Origin of the sequence: Halovenus halobia (assembly GCF_051414135.1) — an archaeon.
Taxonomy (GTDB): Archaea; Halobacteriota; Halobacteria; order Halobacteriales; family Haloarculaceae; genus Halovenus; species Halovenus halobia.
The window spans coordinates 236,494-253,576 of sequence record NZ_JBLKOA010000002.1 but is presented as its reverse complement, the minus strand read 5'-3'; the positions used below and the strand labels follow the sequence as shown (position 1 = coordinate 253,576).

Below are 17,083 nucleotides of genomic sequence, written 5' to 3'. Positions count from 1 at the left end.
TGAGGCACCGGCGGCGTCCGGTTGTTCGTTCGCGAAAGGCCTTAGCCCGCCCTGTCCTAACGGCTGATATGGCGAAAGAACCGTGTGATGGGTGTGGGCAACCACTCAAAATCGGGGGCGGAATCGCGAACATCTGGACGCTCGAAACCACGCCCACAGAGGGAATGACAATCGAACTCGCCGACGGAACCGAACATTTTCTCTGCTATGACTGCATGGACGCCCTGCCTGATGACCGAGAAGTGACCGCAGACGATGTCGAACAACTCGGCGATTAGGCCCGTTCGAGTGTGATCTTGAACTCGGCACCGCCGTATTCGCTGTCTTCGACCGTGATCTCACCGCCGTAGGACTCGACCAACGTGCGAGCAAGGCCGAGACCGAATCCGGTTCCGTCGCTGTCGGGCCCTTTCTGTCCCATCTCGAAAATCTCGTCGCGAATCTCTTCGGCGATTCCTTTCCCGTCGTCAGCCATCCCGATGACGACCGTCCCGGGCGTTGGTTCTTCTGCGAACACACGAACGGTCACCGGGTCGTCGTTGTGGACGGCGGCGTTCGAGAGGATGTTCGTCAGCACTGAGTCGATCAGGTCGCCGGCGTACACCTCGTACTCGAAGGCCGCGGAGTCGTACTCCACGGTGAGGGCCTCGAATTTCGTGTCGACGTCCTCGACAACCTCGGTGAGAATTGGCTCGATGTCACGGGCCTCGGGCTGGCCTTCCTCCTCTTTGAGCATCTTGACGGTATCACCGACGTTGTCGATGAGTTCGGCGGCGCTGCGGGCCGTCCGATGGATCTTTTCGGCGTACTCGCCGGCCTGGTCGTCCTCGTCAACCATCGAGACGACGGCGTCGGAAAAACCGGTGATAACCTGCAGGTCGTTGCCCAGGTCGTGGCGCAGTAGCCGGTCGTAGACCTCGACCATCTCCTTGCGTTTTGCCAGGTCGTTGCGGGCGCGTTCGAGTCGCTCGCGCGAGCGAATGTTGACGATTGCTGTCGCGACGTGTTCGGCGAGGTAATCCACTGGCTGGACGTGGTACTCTTCGACCCGGTCCAGCCCACTCCAGTGCAACAACAGGATTGCCCCCGAATCGCCGACCTCATCGGAGTACACCGTCGGTGCGGCGATTGTGACGCCGCTGTGGTCGAGGTCGTACTCTGCCGGGTCGACGATAGTCACGTTCTCGTCGTAGGCAATTTCGACGCCCGGTTCGGCGCAGACAGTAACGGTGTTCGATTCGTAGGCGGACCGGGTGAGTTCACCGGGGTCGTCCCCGATAGCCACTCCCGAGCGCATACTCCCAAGTACACGGAGGTCGTTTTCGCGACGAATCTCCACGACAGTCGGTGAGGGATGGCCGTCGATGAAATGCGGCGCTGCCTCCAGTGTCATGTTGGCGACCTCCTCGACCGATTCGAGATGGTAGATCTCCCGGCTGTACTTGACGATTCTGCCGGCCGTCTTGACTGTTCTCTCTCGTGGCGACCGGTCGTCAGATTGTTGGTCAGATGCCATTATCGCTTGCGTGCCCCACTCCTGATTTGAACTCGCGGTGTACACAAAAAATGGTTTCGACGATTTCACTCCGTGATTATTCCAGCCGGTATCGGAGCAACGCCGCGATGCCCCCGAGATTCTTCAGTTGCTGGCCGGGGTCGAACTCACTCGAAAAAACGGTCACGTCGCCACCTTTCTGCTCGGTCGTCTCGATGACGTGGTCAACGTCAATCTCCCAGTCGCCCTCACCAGCCCGCTGTTCGCGCAGGTCGCTGTCGACAACGAGCAACTGTTCGATTGCGCCAAAATCCGCGGCCTGTGCCACTGCGTCTGGCCCGTACGCCGCCTTCGTCCCATCGGCGATTCGGTCCATCAACTCGTCGATGTACTCTGATTCTTCAGCAATTCGCGTCTCTTTCTGTACATCCTCGACGGCACCGCGTTTCAGCACCTCGTGAACGCCCCGGTCGCCGACGCTTGACGTGTCGACAGTCGTGATTCGGTCGGTCAAATCTTGGGTGTTCTCTTCGATGTACGCCAGCGCGTCCTGTTTCGTGAATCCGGGACCAGCGAGGATGATTGCCTCGACATCTTGTCGTTCGAGGAGGTCTGTCAGTTCGGAAAACAACTCTGAGCGGGGCTGTGCGTACTCGCCTTTGCCCGTCGTTGCGGTGATGGAGGCTACCTCTTCGGCGCCGTACTGGGCCACAGTGTGGACGTGGGCCTGCCCTTCTTCGACGGTGGCGATGGCGATGTCGGGGTTGTCCGTTGCCTCGACAGCTTCTTCAATTCGGTTGCGCTGGTCCGGTTTCCAGCGCTTGGTCACGTCGAGTTCCGTGTGCTCCTCGACGTTGAGTGTGTGGTGGTGGCCGAGCTGGTCCTCTCGGGAACAGTCGACGATTTCCCCGCCGACCCGCAGGCGGTTGGCGAAGCGAGCGAACTCGACAGTTTCGACGGTGATAGCTGCCCAGATATGCTCGCGCTCGCCGCCTTTGTCCCGCAGTTGGTCGTCGTTTCGCTGAATCCGGCGGGTGGTATCGCCCGAGACGGTGTCACCCGGTTCGATGACGTGAGAGAGATGCCAGAGGTCGTCGAGACTCTCGGGGACGAGTGTCAGCCGCTCCAGCCCGCCCTCGACCTGCTCGGAGTCGGCAATGCGCATAGTCGACCTTGGGCCGGCGTCCGATAAGTGGCTGGTGATTGTGCCGCCGAGCCGTGGTGTTGAAATCGAGACACGCCCTCACTCTGCTCATGGACGAGGCTATTGCCCACCTTCGTGCGGACGAGACTCTGGGGCCATGCATCGATGAACACGGCCCGCTATCGCTAGACGCTGCCGAGAATACGTTCGAGCGACTCGTTGTCTCGCTGCTGCGCCAGCAGGTGTCAACCGACGCCGCCGCGGCGATTCGCGAGCGCCTGTTTGACGCAGTCGAGGTCACGCCCGAGGGGGTTCTCGATGCCGACCCCGAAACGCTCCGTGACGCCGGCCTTTCCGAGGCGAAAACCGAGTACGTCCGTGGCGTCGCCGAGGCATATCAGCGCGAGGGATACGACCACTTGTACTTCGAGGGGATGACCGACGAAGCAGTGCTGGACGAACTCACTGCGATTCGTGGTGTCGGTCCGTGGACTGGCAAGATGTTTCTGATGTTCGCCTTGGGTCGGCCCGACGTCTTTCCTGTCGAGGACCTTGGGATTCGCCGCGGGATGGAACACGTCTTCGAGGAAGACCTGACCCGTGGTGAGATGTGCGACTACGCTGGCGAGTGGGCACCCTATCGCTCGTATGCGTCGCTGTATCTCTGGCGGGCCTACGAGGGATGAAGAATACCCCAACCCGCGCTACCCGAGCAAAAAGCCGAGCAATCCCAGCCCAACCGCCATGAGAACTGTCCTGCCGAGTGTAATGTCGTGAACTTCGGAGAGCCCAACCGCTTGGACGACCCCTACCCAGAGGACCCTGATGAATCCAACAATCAACAGAACGCCTGTCTGTTGATTGGCTGTCTGCCTGATAAACTCGGACGCAGTGTTTGGATCAGAAGGGACCCGTCCGACCACGAGGATGAACCCGCCAAGAACCAGCGGCATCAACGCGATACTGACCATACTCGCCTCGCCGACGACTGCGAGCGTGTGCCCGAAGCCACGCTCCGCGCCCGCGAACCACATGAACGCGTGAAATATCGCGCCGGCCAGCACCCAGCCAAAAAAGACCGCGGCGAACAGGGCGGGAAAGATCCCGCTGATCGCTGACCCGACGGCTTCACGTTCGGCCGCAGAGAGGTCGATCTGTGCGAAGGTACGCTTGAGAAACCACCATACTATGACGCTCGTGAGTACGGCTTCGAGCGTTAGGACTCCGGCAGCAATCTTGAGTGACGGCCGGTTCTCTCGGCGAAAATAGCCGTAGGGGTCGAGGATTGGCGTCCGCGGGGACATGGTAACAACTGATTACCACTATTGTATAAAAATGTTGGTTCTATTAATTGAACAGCCAAACTGGAAATTGAAAAGATACATCTGTATCGTCTGGTACATCGGTACTACTCAAATACGACCAACACAGAGTGACCAAACCTTGATACCCGGCGGCGAGAAAGAGGGGGCGTTGGCACGACGAGCATGAGCAGATACGAGACGTTCATCGAGGACGGCACCATCCACGTTGGGAGCCCGGATGGCCCGATTGCGGTCGGCGGACTCGACACCGCAATCGAGGTTGTCGGGGGGCCGTCGTGGACTATCACCTACTCTGAAGAACTCAAAGCGCGCCATCCCGACCTGAACACCTCTGACGAGGGGCTGACTGTCGACGTGACGGACATGATCAACGGAATGACCCACTCTGAGCAGTTCGTCGAGACGCTGTCTGCACAACCTGCCGAGGCCAGCGACGACGATATCTCGCCCCGTCTCGGCCTCTTTGTCGGGAAACTGCTGGAAAATCTCGACAGTGGCGTCGCCTGACTGTTCTGTCCCGACGAGCGCAGCGCACAGGAGTACCGAGACCAGATTCTCTCGACCATCTAGGAGCAGTACCGGCACAACACTCTTGCGGGCGTCGCCGCATCGTTTGAGTATGACTGGAGACAACACCTCCGTCTCCGTATCGCTCCCGAGTACCCTCGCAGACCGACTCGATACGCTCGTCGCCGCGGGGCTCTTCGAGTCGCGTGCCGAGGCGCTGCAGTACGGCGCACGGCTGGTGGTCCGCGAGGAAGCCAACCGCACGGACAGCCCACTCGACCCTGTCGAGGATAGCCCGCCCGGACGGTCCGGCGGCAGTCGTAGCGCACGGGAGTGACGACCAGTCGATTCTTGTCGCTGTAGCCAAACCTGTGGTATGGATACTGCTGTTGTCTGGTTTCGTGACGACCTCCGTGTCAGCGACAACCCAGTGCTCGCCGACGCGGTTGACCACGCCGACACGGTCGTTCCCGTCTACGTGTTCGACCCGCGACGGCGAGCAGAATCGGAATACGGCCCCACGAAACTCGGACCACACCGTGCACGGTTTCGCCGCAAGAGCCTGCAGGACCTTCGGAAGTCGCTCCGTGAGCGCGGCGGCGACCTGCTACTCCGCGAGGGCCGCGTCGACGCTGTCGTTCCAGAACTGGCCGCGGATGTCGACGCTGACGCTGTTTTCGCCCAGACCAAACCCGCGACTGAGGAGGTAGAACGTGAACACGCCGTTCGGGCTGCTTTACCCGAAGACACGACCCTCGAACGACGCTGGACGCACACGCTCTATCACATCAACGACCTGCCGACGCCGTACGACCAGATGAACGATACGTTCACGCCGTGGCGCAAGTCAGTCGAAGGCTCCGCGACGGTCCGCGACCCGGTTTCTGCTCCGGACTCTGTCCCGACGGTTGACCTCGATTCGGGCACAATTCCACCGCTCGAAGAACTGGCTGTCCCAGGCGTCGACTCCGACGACCGCGCTGTTCTTCCGTTCGAGGGCGGCGAGACCGCAGGCAAGGAGCGACTGGAGTCGTACTTCTGGAGCGGCGACCACCTCCGCGAGTACAAAGAGACGCGCAACGGACTCCTCGGCGCGGATTATTCCTCGAAGTTCTCGGCGTATCTCGCCGCAGGCTGTCTCTCGCCGCGGTGGATTCACAGCGAGGTTCGGCGCTACGAGGACGAGCGCGTCTCGAATGAAGACACGTACTGGCTCCTGTTTGAACTCGCGTGGCGCGACTATTTCCAGTTCCAGTTCGTCAAACACGGTGCTGACTTTTTCACACCGGGCGGCATTCGCGGCGTCGACAAGGAGTGGAAACAGGACCGCGAGCAGTTCCAGCGGTGGGCCGACGGCGAGACGGGACTGCCGTTCGTCGACGCGAATATGCGCGAACTCAACCGGACGGGGTACATGTCGAACCGTGGACGCCAGAACGTTGCGTCCTTCCTCGTCGACGCGCTCGAAATCGACTGGCGGTGGGGTGGGGCCTACTTCGAGCAGCAACTCGTCGATTACGACGTGGCCTCGAACTGGGGGAACTGGGCCTATCAGGCCGGCGTCGGTAACGACTCTCGGGACAATCACTTCAACGTGCTCTCACAGGCCGAGCGCTACGACGACGACGCCGAGTACGTTCGGACGTGGCTGCCCGAACTGGCCGACCTGCCCCCTGAGTACGCCCACCGACCGTGGGGACTAAACGACGCTGAACAGGCCGAGTACGGCGTCGAACTCGGCATCGACTATCCGCGGCCGATGATCGATTTCGAGCAGCGCTACACTGAACTCGGCCGCCACTAGAAGCTGAACTCTCGGGAGAGTAGCGTGCCGATGTAGCCGCCGATTGCGCCCCCGCCGACGGTGTAGACGCCAACACTCACGACGATCAGAATCGCAATCGTACTGAACAGCGACGGCGCGCCGCTAAAGGCCACGAACGCGAGAATCAGGTACAACAGTAGTACGAAGGGCGCGAACGCGACCAGTCCGGTGATGGCTCCCGCCACGGCTCCATCGCTCTCCTCGCCACCCCGGAGGTAGCCGGCGGCGATACCGCCCAGTACTGTCGAAAATGGAATGAACGAGAACAGCAGGCTGACGGCGACGCCGGCGAACACACTCACCACGAGGCTCCCGCGCTGTTGGTCTGCTGGCGTGAACTCGTTTGCAGCAGTCATACTGACACTTCTCTCACGGGGGTGGAAAATGGTTCTGAACGCGGGGTTCCGGTTCAATCCTCGTTTTCGTGTACCCAAGCTATAACAGCTAGCGTACACGACCAGTATCCGACTTCGATGGATCGTGACCGCCTGACTGCGAAGCTCCGCCCGGCTCTCGAACTGGCCAAACAACAGGTTCGTCGCCGAGGTACGGTTGACAGCCGGTCGCTCGCCGCGTTTCGCATGGGGCTGGCACTCGTCGTGTTGATCGACCTGTTCGACCGTGCTGGCGACCTTACACTGTTTTATACGAACGAGGGTATCTACCCACTGGAGGCATTCGAGGCGACGTACACCTACTACAACAGCTACTCACTGCACGCGCTCTCAGGCTCACCGACGTTCATTACGTTCCTGTTTGTCGTTGCCGGCCTCGTCGCGTTCGCGATGCTGATTGGCTACCACTCGCGACTCGCGGCCGCGCTGACCTTCCTGTTGCTGTACTCGCTGCAGGCCCGAAACCCAGCAGTACTCAACGGCGGTGATCTGCTCTTTCGAGTCCTGCTCTTTCTGTCGGTGCTCGTCCCGCTGGGTGAACGCTGGTCTATCGACGCTCTACGCCGCGGCAGTGCCCGACTGGAGGTCACGTCTATTGGGACTGTTGTCGTCCTCCTCCAGCCAGTTGTCGTCTTCACGGCGAACGCGATTCTCAAACACGAGGGCGAACTGTGGTACGCCGGCGACGCGCTCGAACTGGCGCTGCAAAACGACGCGATGCGTCGCGGCCTCGGCAATATCATCGTCGACTATCCGACGCTGCTGACGCTGCTCAACTACGGCTGGGTCGTCTTGCTGGCTGGCTCTGCGCTATTTCTGCTCTCGACGACTGGCCGCCTCCGCGCGCTTGCCGCGCTTGCGTACCTCTCCGCATTCGTTGGCATGTTCTCCGCGATGGCAGTCGGCATGTTCCCGATGATTCTGATGAGCGCGCTCATGCCGTACATCACCGCGCCGGTCTGGGACCGACTCGGTGCTGTTGTCCCCGATAGTTGGAAAGAACGACTCCCCGACCGCAGCGCACTGGGGCCACTCGCTGGCCCGCCCGTCGAGCAGCGTCTCCTCGCCGCACTCGAAGACCGTGGCTACGACACGCTCCGGGCGTATCCCAGCGCACTCCTGACTGTCTCCGGCTATATCGTACTCGTCTGGATGCTCCTGTTCGCCGCCAGCGACGTAACTGGTCGTGACCTTCCGGACGAACTCGACAGCCCACATCTCGACCAGCAGGACTGGGGGCTGTACGCGCCGGACCCCTCTGACGTCTACAGTTGGTACGTCACCGAGGTCCAGTTCGCCGACAGCAAGTCTGTCGAACTCCGGACAGGTGAGTCTGTCAATTTCGACCGCCCGCCCGACGCGAGCGCAGCCTACGAGAATTTCCGCCACCGCAAGTTCATGCGACTCGTCCGGAGTTCAGCGTACAATGGGACGAGTCCGACTGTCATCGAGGCCTACGGCGAGTGGGCCTGCGAGCGCGCTCGCACCGTCCACGGTGACGGCGTCGAGCAGATTGTCCTCCATCAGATCACACAACCAACGACAATTAGCGGCGGGAATACCGACTCGACCGAGCAGATACTCTATACCCACTCCTGCAAGACTACAGGTCAGTGACGCGTGCAAGCACGTCCGACAGCGGTGGGCTCTCGAAGGCGTCGGTACCGGTGTACTCGTTTGTTCCGGCACAGTAGAGGTCTCGGGCTAGCTGAATCACTTCCTCGTCGAGCGGTTCTGGCTGGCGCTTACAGAGGTTTTTCCAATCGGCAACACCCTGTTCGTCGGCGCGGCGTTTCGCCTCGCCCACAGCCTCGACCCACTCGGGTTGGGTGCGTTTGTGGTACTGCCGGATGACCTCCTTCGAGATTTGCTGGCCGTCTCGTGAGAAGCGGTTCTCGTCGAAGGTGCCGACGACGTCCGCGACGCGAATCTCGCCGTCGACGTACAGACACTCGATTTTGCCGTCCTGGTGGTCGAGTCCCGCTGTCTCGGCCTGTTCGGTGACAATCTGGTTCACCTCGCGAGCGACTGACTCCAGGTTCTCGATTGCGGCAGGTCCCGCAATATCGGCTGCCGCGCTCCGGTCGAGATACCGGTCCTGTTTCTCGTATTTCGTCGAGAACTCGACCACTGGCTCGGGCAGGTCGACGGGGTCATCCGGCCACTCGTCCATCGAAAGGCCGTGGTCGGCGGGGTCGGAGCGACTCCGTAGCGAGGAACCAACCGGGACACGGTTCCGAAACACAATTTCTAGCGGGATGAGATAGTGGTCCTCGACCGACTCGTAGTATGCGTCGTAATCGTAGCTCCCGTCCTCGAAGGGCAGGTCAGGCACCATCGTCAAGTCGATTGCCATCTCCCGCGGTGCGTCACCGCGGTCCAGCGCCGTCTCCAACTCGACAACTTCGCTTTCGGAGACGACGCCGCGGTAGTGTGTTCCAACTCCTTCAGATTCGAGCAGCTCGAAGTTGAACGCACCCATTGTACAGAGCGAGGCTCCCTTGTCCGGAATCTGGTCGGGCATCTTCCCCCAGTCGAATACCGAGTAATCGTCGGTAAACTCGAAAACACCCTGGCCGAGCTCCGTGCCGGTCGCGGCCGTCTCGACCCGGAAGTTCTTGACACTCGTCATTGGGCGTGCGTACTCGGGCGGTGGTTAAGATAGTTGCACTTCGAACCGACACCAGCCCGCTTTTATAGGGTCGCCTGTCAAGATTCCACAGATGCTTGACCTGGTCGTGTCGGTCGCTGTCGTCGTCCTCGCCACCGTTGCCATCTGGCTCGGCAGCGACTGGCTCGAAGACGCGAGTGCCCAACTGGCAACCTACTACCACCTTCCGCCGGTCGTGCAAGGCGGTATCATCGCTGCTGCGGGGTCGAGCTTTCCCGAACTCGCGAGTGTGGTCTTTGCCGCGCTCGCGGGCTCGTTTGGACTTGGCGTCGGCGCAGTTGTCGGCTCGGCGATTTTCAATATTCTCGTCATCCCGGCGCTTGCCGTGCTGGTCGCCGACAGAGACATGGAGTCCACACGGACGCTCGTCCACAAGGAGACGCTGTTCTACATGCTCTCGGTTGTCGTGTTGTTTCTCATCTTCGCGCTGGCGCTCATTTACAATCCGGGCGAAGCCACCGCGACTGCACGGTTGACTCGACCGCTGGCCGCCGTGCCGCTGGTCGTCTACGTGCTCTATCTCTTTTTGCAGTGGCAGGACACCGTCGATTACAACGAGACGCCCGACACGAGCAGTATCAACGTGCTCAAGCAGTGGGGCTGGCTGCTTGCCGGATTACTCGTCATTCTCGTGGCTGTCGAACGACTCGTCGAAGCAGTGATTCACATCGGCGAGACAGCGGGCACCTCAGATTTCCTCTGGGGCGTGACCATCGTCGCCGCAGCAACCAGCCTTCCTGACATGCTCGTTAGTATTCAGGCCGCCGGCAAGGAAGACGACGTTGCCAGCATCGCGAACGTCGTCGGCTCGAACATCTTCGACCTGCTGGTTGTCATTCCCACTGGCATTCTCTTGCTTGGAGCCGCGACAATCGACTTCGGTATCGCAGCGCCGATGATGGCCTGTCTGGCGATTGCGACGACGCTGTTGTTCGTGACGCTGCGGACTGGCCTCTTGCTGACTAGCCGCGAGGCCTACCTGTTACTCGGTGGCTATATCCTGTTTGTCGTCTGGGTGTTCGCCGAGGCAATATCGGTGATTAGCGTCCTGCCGAACTGAGTCACAGGGAGGACCGGCGGAACCGCGACCACCAGCCAGTACGCCGAGACAGCCAGCCGACCCAGCAACCAGCCCCGCCGTTACGCTCAGTTCAGCGCTCAACTCTCGGCCTGCTCCGGGACGGCGGGGGTTGACTCGCTGGCGCTCGTCGTGGGCAGCGTCACGGTTACGGTCGTCCCGCGGGGTGTGTTCTCCGAGATGGCAAGTTTCCCGCCCAGTCGCGTCACGCCCCAGTGAACTGCCCAGAGGCCCAGCCCGCTTCCGTGTTGGAGTTGGTCCTCGCCAGCGTCGAGGACTGCTCGCTCGTGGTCCGGCACGCCCGGGCCGTTGTCCGAGACAGCGAGTGTCACCGACCCGTTGCCGGTGCGCTCTGCCGAAACGATTGCGTACGGCTGGTCGGCGTCGTTGTGCTCGGCCGCGTTTTCGAGCAGTTCTCGCAGAATCGTCTCGATAACCTGCTTGCTAGCCGCGACTGTCGTATCCGCTGGCACCGCCGTCGTAACCTCGACGGCTGGATACGACGAGCCGATTGTCTCGGTGACTCGCTGGACGATGGGGTCGAGTTCGACTTCTTTATCGGCCTGGGTCGCCGCCATCATCTGGTCGATATCGCGGGCGCTCTCGGCGACGCCGACGAGGTCACGCGTCGTATCGATAATTTCCTCGGCAGAGTCTGCACCCCCGTCCCCGTCGCTGATCAGTTGTGCTCGACCGATGATGCTCGTCGCGTCGTTGCGCAGGTTGTGTCGCAGGACTCGGTTGAGCACTTCAAGTCGCTGTTCGCGATTCTGCTTTTTCGTCACGTCTCGTAGGACGTAGACCGTCCCGCGGTCGATGTCTCGGTTATCAGTCACCGCCGAGCGCGTGACAGCAAACTGCCGGGCACCGTCTGCCGTCTCGATTGTGACTGGCGTCTCACCAGACAGCGCCGAGGGCGAGTGCCCAACCACCGTCGATAGTTTCTGCCCGACCGACGCCTGCGGAGTGGTCTCGAAACGGTCGCAAGCGACAGCATTCAATCGGAGAACTGTCCCCTCGTTGTTGGTGATAATCACAGTATCGTCCATCGAATCCAGCGCGTGATTTGGACCGATATTCCCCGCTGCCGGCGAGGAGTCGAACAGCCCGAGCGGACCGATGGCGAGCCCAGCCACCGCGAGGCTTGTCACGTACCCACCGGCGAGGGCACCGATTGCCGCGTCCGGACCGAAGGCGGCACCGAGTTCTGGCACGACGAAGTTCCCGAGCCACGGCCACCCGCCGCCGAACGCCAGCGCGACAGCCAGTCGCGCGTCGAGATGTTCGTACCGTCCGGCGTTGACGGCGACGATACCGACGGCGACGACGACCAGCGACGCGGTGTAGTACCGGCCGAAGCGAGTGAGTCGTGTCGCCACGTCGTACACCAGCGGGGGGAACCCGGCGAGCGCACCCACTGGCGCGGCTGTTCCGGACGTCTGTGCGGTGGTCCCGAGGATGATCAGTCCGCCGCCGAGGCCCCCGGCCACGAGCGGGGCGACGACCCCAGCCAGCCGTGGGCGTGAGTCGACAAAGGTAATTCCGTAGTAGCGACAGCTCACCGCGAGCAATGCTGCCGGAATTGCGAGGTTTGTTCCCAGCCAGATCATCTTGTTTGCCGTTCCGGCGCCGGCAGTCACACCCAGACACAGCGCTGTGGTGCTGAGTAATCCGAGCAAGACGAGAAACGGTCGGCCGACCGGTCCAGTGTCCCTCCGGGAGACACGAATTCCAACGGCCGCCAGCCCGACACTGGCCCCAATCAACAGCACTCGACCGACGGTGACTGCCGAGACCGTCCCAAGTGCCTCGCCGGCACTCATCTGTCTGCCCTCCGCGCAGTCCACGCACATGTACTGGCGACACCGACCCTTCGTGACATATGCTGACCGAGACACTGGCGTATAAAGTAGATTTTTCAAACTGCAACTCAACTCCGTCTAGAATTCGGTGCCGTTGCCCGAACCCGGGCAGATTTATGTGGTCCGACACTCACCCCCTACAAGATGGAGAAGGCGCTGTGGTACCTGATTGCCGGGACGAGGGGTGGTGAAAACCGCGCCCGGATTATCCGCCTTCTTCAAGAGAAGCCGCGCAACGCGAATCAACTCGCCGACAACCTCGATATCGGCTACAACAGCGTTCGCCACCACCTCGACATGCTCGAAGAGCACGATGTTGTCGAACCGGGGGGCAACGACTACGGCGAACTGTACTTCCTGACCGACCAGTTCACGCACCACACCGACGAATTCGAATCCATCACGGAGCATCTCGAATGAACACACTCGCAATCGCTGCTGGGCTGTCCGTGCTCACTGTCGCGGCGTTGCTCGTCGTCAGCGTAATCTGGCTCCAGAGTTATCGGGCGGTCAAGACACCACTCGCGCTGGGGCTGCTCGCATTCTGTCTCGTTTTGCTCGTCGAGAATCTCATCTCGCTGTATTTCTACTTCTTCACGATGGAGATGTTGTTCGTCGACGACCCGACAATCGGTGTGCTGGTGGTGGCGATGCGCGCACTACAGTTCATTGCCGTCGCGGCGTTCACCTACGTGAGCCTCGACTAAGTTCAGGAATGTTCGCCGCCGGGTGCACCCCGGATAGACTGAAGAATCCGTCCCGATGGGAACAGCGTCACGACTGTCAGGAAGGCAATCGCCACGAACTGCATCGCCCGGAGGCCAACGACAGCGTACATCGCCGTTGTCCCACCTGCGTATATCATCTCTGTCGAGAGATACGCCACGATTGCGACAAGATTCTCGACGGCCAACACGCCCGCAAACAGTAGCAGGCCGAGCAAGAGATTTGTCCGGAAGGTTCGGTAATTCCGCAGCCAGACGGCTCCCAGTGCCGTCAGCAAGAGCAGATTGACGGCTGCCAGCCCGACGGCCGAACTCATCCAGAAGTCCATACGTTACCTCCGCTTTCGAGTTACTTCCTGATAACGCTGTCTCACCCGGGAGAGACTGGTAGCTTTATTCGGGCGCGAGCCCAACCTTCGGGTATGCAGGTACTTCTTGTCGGCGGCAGCGGATTCATCGGCACTGCGCTCAGCGCGACACTCCTCGAACGAGGTCACGACGTGACGGTCCTGTCCCGGAGTCCGGACAACGAACCCATCCCAGACGGCGTCGAGACGGCGATGGGCGACGTGACCGCCTACGACTCTCTCGAACCGGCCTTCGAGGGCAAGGACGTGGTCTACAATCTGGTCGCACTCTCGCCGCTGTTCGAGCCAAAAGGCGGCAACGAGATGCACGACCGCTTGCACCGCGGCGGGACCGAGAACTGCCTGCGCGCGGCCGAAAAACACGGTGTCGACCATTTCGTTCAGTTGAGCGCGCTCGGTGCCGACCCTGACGGGCCGACACACTACATCCGCGCCAAAGGGCAGGCCGAAAAGTTGGTCCGCGACTCGGAGCTGGACTGGACCATTATCCGGCCCTCGGTCGTCTTCGGTGACGGCGGTGAGTTTCTCTCCTTTACGCGAAAGCTCACACCGCCGGGAGTCGCGCCGCTGCCCGGCGGCGGCAAGACGAAATTCCAGCCCATTCACGTCGATGACCTCGTTGGGATGCTTGCGGATAGCATCGACTCTGACGACCATGTCGGCGAGACGTACGAGATTGGCGGCCCAGAACAACTCGAACTCGCCGAGGTCGCGAAACGCATCCGGCGGTCAGAGGGTAAGTCGGTCAAAATCGTCTCTGTGCCGATGTCGCTGGCCGGAATCGGGCTGAACGTTGCCGGTGCAATTCCCGGCTTCCCGATGGGGCCGGACCAGTATCGCTCGTTGAAATTCGACAACACTACTTCGGAAAATGATATATCAGCCTTCGGGGTCGAATCCGCGGAGCTGACCACGCTCTCGTCGTATCTCGGTGTACACTGACGCGCCGTTCGCTGTCCGGCTGCTGTCCGTGAATTATTTCCGAGAATTCGAACTGGCCACAAGGTTGATGTACGTGCGCTGGCCGTTCTACCGAGCGATAGCTCGGGGAAAACACTTATGTGTGCGATGGTATAGTTTCGCCTAAAGCCAGACATGAAATTAGCGATGATCGGTTTCGGACAGGCGGGTGGGAAAATCGTCGACAAATTTATCGAGTACGACGAGCTCACGGGCAGCAACATCGTCCGCTCTGCAATCGCGGTTAACACCGCGAAGGCGGACCTGATGGGCCTCGAACACATCCCCGAGGACAACCGAGTCCTGATCGGACAGGCTCGGGTGAAAGGCCACGGCGTGGGTGCAGACAACGAACTCGGCGCGGAAATCGCCGAAGAGGATATCGACGAGGTGCAGGGTGCGATCGACAACATCCCTGTTCACGAGATCGACGCCTTCCTCGTCGTCGCCGGACTCGGCGGCGGGACTGGCTCCGGCGGTTCGCCGGTGCTGGCGAAACACCTCAAACGGATCTACACCGAGCCAGTCTACGGGCTCGGCGTCCTCCCGGGCAGCGACGAGGGTGGTATCTACACGCTCAACGCAGCCCGCTCCTTCCAGACGTTCGTCCGTGAGGTGGACAACCTGCTGGTCTTCGACAACGACGCCTGGCGAAAGACCGGCGAGTCGGTCGAGGGCGGCTACGAAGAGATTAACGACGAGATTGTTCGCCGCTTTGGCGTGCTGTTCGGGGCCGGCGAAGTTGGCTCCGGCGACAACGTCGCCGAGAGCGTCGTCGACTCCTCGGAGATTATCAACACACTCTCCGGCGGTGGCGTCTCGACGGTCGGCTACGACGCCGAAGGTGTCGAAACGACCGGTTCTGGGGGGCTTCTCTCGCGATTCAAGGGTGACGAGGACAACATCGAGTCGGCAAACACCACCAACCGGATCACCTCGCTGGTCCGGAAGGCGGCGCTTGGCCGACTGACACTGCCCTGTGAGATCGAAGGCGCAGAGCGTGCCCTCCTCGTGGTCTCTGGCCCGCCGAAACACCTCAACCGGAAAGGAATCGAACGCGGCCGCAAGTGGCTCGAAGACCAGACCGGTAGTATGGAAGTTCGTGGCGGTGACTACCCGATCGACGAACCCAACGTCGCCGCCGCGGTGCTCCTGTCCGGTGTGCACAACGTGCCACGTATCAAGGAGCTCCAGCAGATCGCGATCGAAGCCCAAGAAAATATCGACGAAATCCAGGACGAGAGCGAAGAGAATTTAGAGGCCCTTGTCGAAGATGATGAAGATGAACTGGACCCACTCTTCTAAGGTCATCGTTTTAGCGGTATTGCTCACCGTCTCACTCGGGACGGCCGGGACAGCAGCAGCCTTCTCGTTCGACGACAGCGGCGTCAGCGACGAGATGGAAGTCGGCCAACAGCAGACGGCAACTGTCGTTATGGAGGAGCCGTTTGCGGAGCGGAACCCAGGTTGGACGCTCGTCGTCGACTCTGAGTTCGATAACGCTGGCATCACGATCACCGCCACGACAGTGTCGGGCGAGCAGATCCAGAACAGCGGCCAGGGCAGTGCCGAACTCACGCTCGACAGAGAGGGCATCAACGAAGTCGAGATCGAGGCCAGCGGCTCGGTGCCGGAGATCGAACAGTACAGCTACGAGAACCCAGAACAGGAGGAATTTGTGGCTGTCCGAGTCAACGATAGCGCAAGTGGCGTCATCGAGACGTGGGACGTGAAGCGCTACACCGAGCAGAGCCGAGAGGCCCGCAACAAGCTCGACGAGGCTTCTGAGGTTGCCGGCGAGGACAGCAATTCCCTCTCATCTGCCCGAACGCTGTACAACAGCGGCGAATTCGAGGAGTCCATCACTGAATCCGAATCGGTCATTAACGACGCCGAGAGCAGCGAACAGACTCAGACGCTGCTGTTCGTCGGCGCAGGTGTCGTTGTCCTGCTGCTGCTCGCTGGCGGTGGCTACTACGTCTACAGCCAGCGCTCACGGAACACAAACAAACTCCAGTAGGCGATGGACGTCTTCGTCCCGTTCGACCCGCGCGACCCAAACACCCGCCTTTCCTCGGTTTTTTCACCCGACCAGCGCCGCGAGTTCGCTGCGGCGATGCTCTCTGACGTGCTGGCCGCGGTTCGAGCCGCCGGACAGCAGCCAACGGTGCTCAGCACTGCCGACGTTGACCGGTCCTGTCGGGTTGTCGTCGACGAACGTCCCCTTACCGAGGCCGTCAACGCCGTTCTCGAATCGACGACGCCCGCCGCGGTGGTGATGGCTGACCTGCCGCTGGTGACCGGGGAGACCGTCGAGCGCCTGCTCGGGGGCGACGGTGACGTCGTCCTCGCGCCGGGACTGGGTGGCGGCACGAACGCGCTCTGTACTCGTCATCCAGAGTTTCGCGTGGATTATCACGACGGCTCCTACCAGAAACACCGCAACCGCGCGGCCGAGTGTGGTGCGTCCGTCCAGACACTCGACTCGTTTCGGTTTGCCGTCGATATCGACCGACGCGCGGACCTCGCCGAGGTGTTGCTTCACGGCAACGGTGCGGCTGCAGACTGGCTGCGTGACGCCGGCTTCGAGGTCGAGACGAGCGACGGCCGATGCACCGTTGTTCGACAGTGAGCGCGGCTGACACCTGTCTGACGCGGCAAGAAAGCTTTTAGTGTGGAAGGCCGTAGCACGGCGTGCACGGGCCGACCCGTGCACGGGTACGTGTCT

Annotated in this window: 20 protein-coding genes; 13 read left to right on the top strand and 7 right to left on the bottom strand. The window is 61.2% G+C overall.

What is annotated here, in order from left to right; genetic code table 11:
• Window positions 1–68: 68 nt before the first annotated feature.
• Entirely contained in the window at window positions 69–278 is a 210-nt protein-coding gene (locus ACMGFM_RS08235; RefSeq protein ID WP_436901977.1) for a DUF7561 family protein, read from the top strand.
• Here the strand turns inward: ACMGFM_RS08235 and ACMGFM_RS08230 are convergent.
• Window positions 275–1,516: a sensor histidine kinase gene (locus tag ACMGFM_RS08230; protein ID WP_436901976.1), complete on the bottom strand. Its 1,242-nt coding sequence runs from the start codon at window positions 1,514–1,516 to the stop codon at window positions 275–277. The two genes, ACMGFM_RS08235 and ACMGFM_RS08230, sit on opposite strands and share 4 nt — an antisense overlap.
• 76 nt (window positions 1,517–1,592) lie before the next feature.
• On the bottom strand, window positions 1,593–2,660 hold the full coding sequence (locus ACMGFM_RS08225; protein WP_436901975.1) for an mRNA surveillance protein pelota: 1,068 nt from the start codon (window positions 2,658–2,660) through the stop codon (window positions 1,593–1,595).
• 89 nt (window positions 2,661–2,749) lie between these two features.
• Between ACMGFM_RS08225 and ACMGFM_RS08220 the strand changes: the two genes are divergently transcribed.
• Entirely contained in the window at window positions 2,750–3,325 is a 576-nt protein-coding gene (locus ACMGFM_RS08220) for a DNA-3-methyladenine glycosylase family protein (protein WP_436901974.1), read from the top strand.
• Window positions 3,326–3,343: 18 nt separating this feature from the next.
• Here ACMGFM_RS08220 and ACMGFM_RS08215 read toward each other — a convergent pair whose 3' ends face one another.
• On the bottom strand, window positions 3,344–3,943 hold the full coding sequence (locus tag ACMGFM_RS08215; RefSeq protein WP_436901973.1) for a YIP1 family protein: 600 nt from the start codon (window positions 3,941–3,943) through the stop codon (window positions 3,344–3,346).
• Between the two features lie 183 nt (window positions 3,944–4,126).
• On the opposite strand from ACMGFM_RS08215, the gene ACMGFM_RS08210 reads away from it, so the two are divergent.
• The 3 genes from ACMGFM_RS08210 (at window position 4,127) to ACMGFM_RS08200 (ending at window position 6,275) form a co-directional block, all read left to right on the top strand.
• Complete coding sequence (locus ACMGFM_RS08210) at window positions 4,127–4,471, top strand: hypothetical protein (protein ID WP_436901972.1); 345 nt, start codon at window positions 4,127–4,129, stop codon at window positions 4,469–4,471.
• Window positions 4,472–4,583: 112 nt separating this feature from the next.
• Window positions 4,584–4,808 carry a ribbon-helix-helix domain-containing protein gene (locus ACMGFM_RS08205; RefSeq protein WP_436901971.1) on the top strand — a complete coding sequence of 75 codons (225 nt, stop codon included), beginning with the start codon at window positions 4,584–4,586 and terminating at the stop codon, window positions 4,806–4,808.
• A 39-nt stretch (window positions 4,809–4,847) separates the two neighbouring features.
• On the top strand, window positions 4,848–6,275 hold the full coding sequence (locus tag ACMGFM_RS08200) for a DASH family cryptochrome (protein WP_436901970.1): 1,428 nt from the start codon (window positions 4,848–4,850) through the stop codon (window positions 6,273–6,275).
• On the opposite strand, the gene ACMGFM_RS08195 is transcribed toward ACMGFM_RS08200, so the two are convergent.
• The gene (locus ACMGFM_RS08195; protein ID WP_436901969.1) at window positions 6,272–6,652 is read right to left on the bottom strand and encodes a DUF5518 domain-containing protein; all 381 of its coding nucleotides are present in this window, start codon (window positions 6,650–6,652) and stop codon (window positions 6,272–6,274) included. The two genes, ACMGFM_RS08200 and ACMGFM_RS08195, sit on opposite strands and share 4 nt — an antisense overlap.
• A 117-nt stretch (window positions 6,653–6,769) precedes the next feature.
• Between ACMGFM_RS08195 and ACMGFM_RS08190 the strand changes: the two genes are divergently transcribed.
• A complete protein-coding gene (locus tag ACMGFM_RS08190) occupies window positions 6,770–8,308 on the top strand; it encodes an HTTM domain-containing protein (protein ID WP_436901968.1) in 1,539 nt (512 codons plus the stop codon).
• Here ACMGFM_RS08190 and ACMGFM_RS08185 read toward each other — a convergent pair.
• Entirely contained in the window at window positions 8,295–9,323 is a 1,029-nt protein-coding gene (locus tag ACMGFM_RS08185; RefSeq protein WP_436901967.1) for a phosphoribosylaminoimidazolesuccinocarboxamide synthase, read from the bottom strand. The two genes, ACMGFM_RS08190 and ACMGFM_RS08185, sit on opposite strands and share 14 nt — an antisense overlap.
• Before the next feature lie 91 nt (window positions 9,324–9,414).
• Here ACMGFM_RS08185 and ACMGFM_RS08180 point away from each other — a divergent pair, with 91 nt between their 5' ends.
• Window positions 9,415–10,422 carry a sodium:calcium antiporter gene (locus tag ACMGFM_RS08180; RefSeq protein WP_436901966.1) on the top strand — a complete coding sequence of 336 codons (1,008 nt, stop codon included), beginning with the start codon at window positions 9,415–9,417 and terminating at the stop codon, window positions 10,420–10,422.
• Between the two features lie 98 nt (window positions 10,423–10,520).
• Here the strand turns inward: ACMGFM_RS08180 and ACMGFM_RS08175 are convergent, their stop codons facing one another.
• Window positions 10,521–12,263 (bottom strand): sensor histidine kinase, encoded by a 1,743-nt coding sequence (locus ACMGFM_RS08175; protein ID WP_436901965.1) that lies wholly within the window; start codon window positions 12,261–12,263, stop codon window positions 10,521–10,523.
• Between the two features lie 183 nt (window positions 12,264–12,446).
• On the opposite strand from ACMGFM_RS08175, the gene ACMGFM_RS08170 reads away from it, so the two are divergent.
• A complete protein-coding gene (locus tag ACMGFM_RS08170; protein ID WP_436901964.1) occupies window positions 12,447–12,722 on the top strand; it encodes an ArsR/SmtB family transcription factor in 276 nt (91 codons plus the stop codon).
• Window positions 12,719–13,009 (top strand): DUF8036 family membrane protein, encoded by a 291-nt coding sequence (locus ACMGFM_RS08165; RefSeq protein WP_436901963.1) that lies wholly within the window; start codon window positions 12,719–12,721, stop codon window positions 13,007–13,009. Before ACMGFM_RS08170 ends, ACMGFM_RS08165 begins: the two co-directional genes overlap by 4 nt.
• Window positions 13,010–13,011: 2 nt before the next feature.
• Here the strand turns inward: ACMGFM_RS08165 and ACMGFM_RS08160 are convergent, their stop codons facing one another.
• Window positions 13,012–13,356 carry a DUF8036 family membrane protein gene (locus ACMGFM_RS08160; RefSeq protein WP_436901962.1) on the bottom strand — a complete coding sequence of 115 codons (345 nt, stop codon included), beginning with the start codon at window positions 13,354–13,356 and terminating at the stop codon, window positions 13,012–13,014.
• A 93-nt stretch (window positions 13,357–13,449) separates the two neighbouring features.
• Here ACMGFM_RS08160 and ACMGFM_RS08155 point away from each other — a divergent pair, with 93 nt between their 5' ends.
• From ACMGFM_RS08155 to cofC, 4 genes are all read left to right on the top strand, one after another.
• Complete coding sequence (locus ACMGFM_RS08155; RefSeq protein ID WP_436901961.1) at window positions 13,450–14,337, top strand: complex I NDUFA9 subunit family protein; 888 nt, start codon at window positions 13,450–13,452, stop codon at window positions 14,335–14,337.
• Window positions 14,338–14,490: 153 nt separating this feature from the next.
• Window positions 14,491–15,660, top strand: a complete 1,170-nt coding sequence (locus ACMGFM_RS08150) for a tubulin/FtsZ family protein (RefSeq protein ID WP_436901960.1) — start codon at window positions 14,491–14,493, stop codon at window positions 15,658–15,660.
• Complete coding sequence (locus ACMGFM_RS08145) at window positions 15,638–16,375, top strand: hypothetical protein (RefSeq protein ID WP_436901959.1); 738 nt, start codon at window positions 15,638–15,640, stop codon at window positions 16,373–16,375. Before ACMGFM_RS08150 ends, ACMGFM_RS08145 begins: the two co-directional genes overlap by 23 nt.
• Before the next feature lie 3 nt (window positions 16,376–16,378).
• A complete protein-coding gene (gene cofC, locus ACMGFM_RS08140) occupies window positions 16,379–16,987 on the top strand; it encodes a 2-phospho-L-lactate guanylyltransferase (RefSeq protein WP_436901958.1) in 609 nt (202 codons plus the stop codon).
• Window positions 16,988–17,083 lie beyond the last annotated feature (96 nt).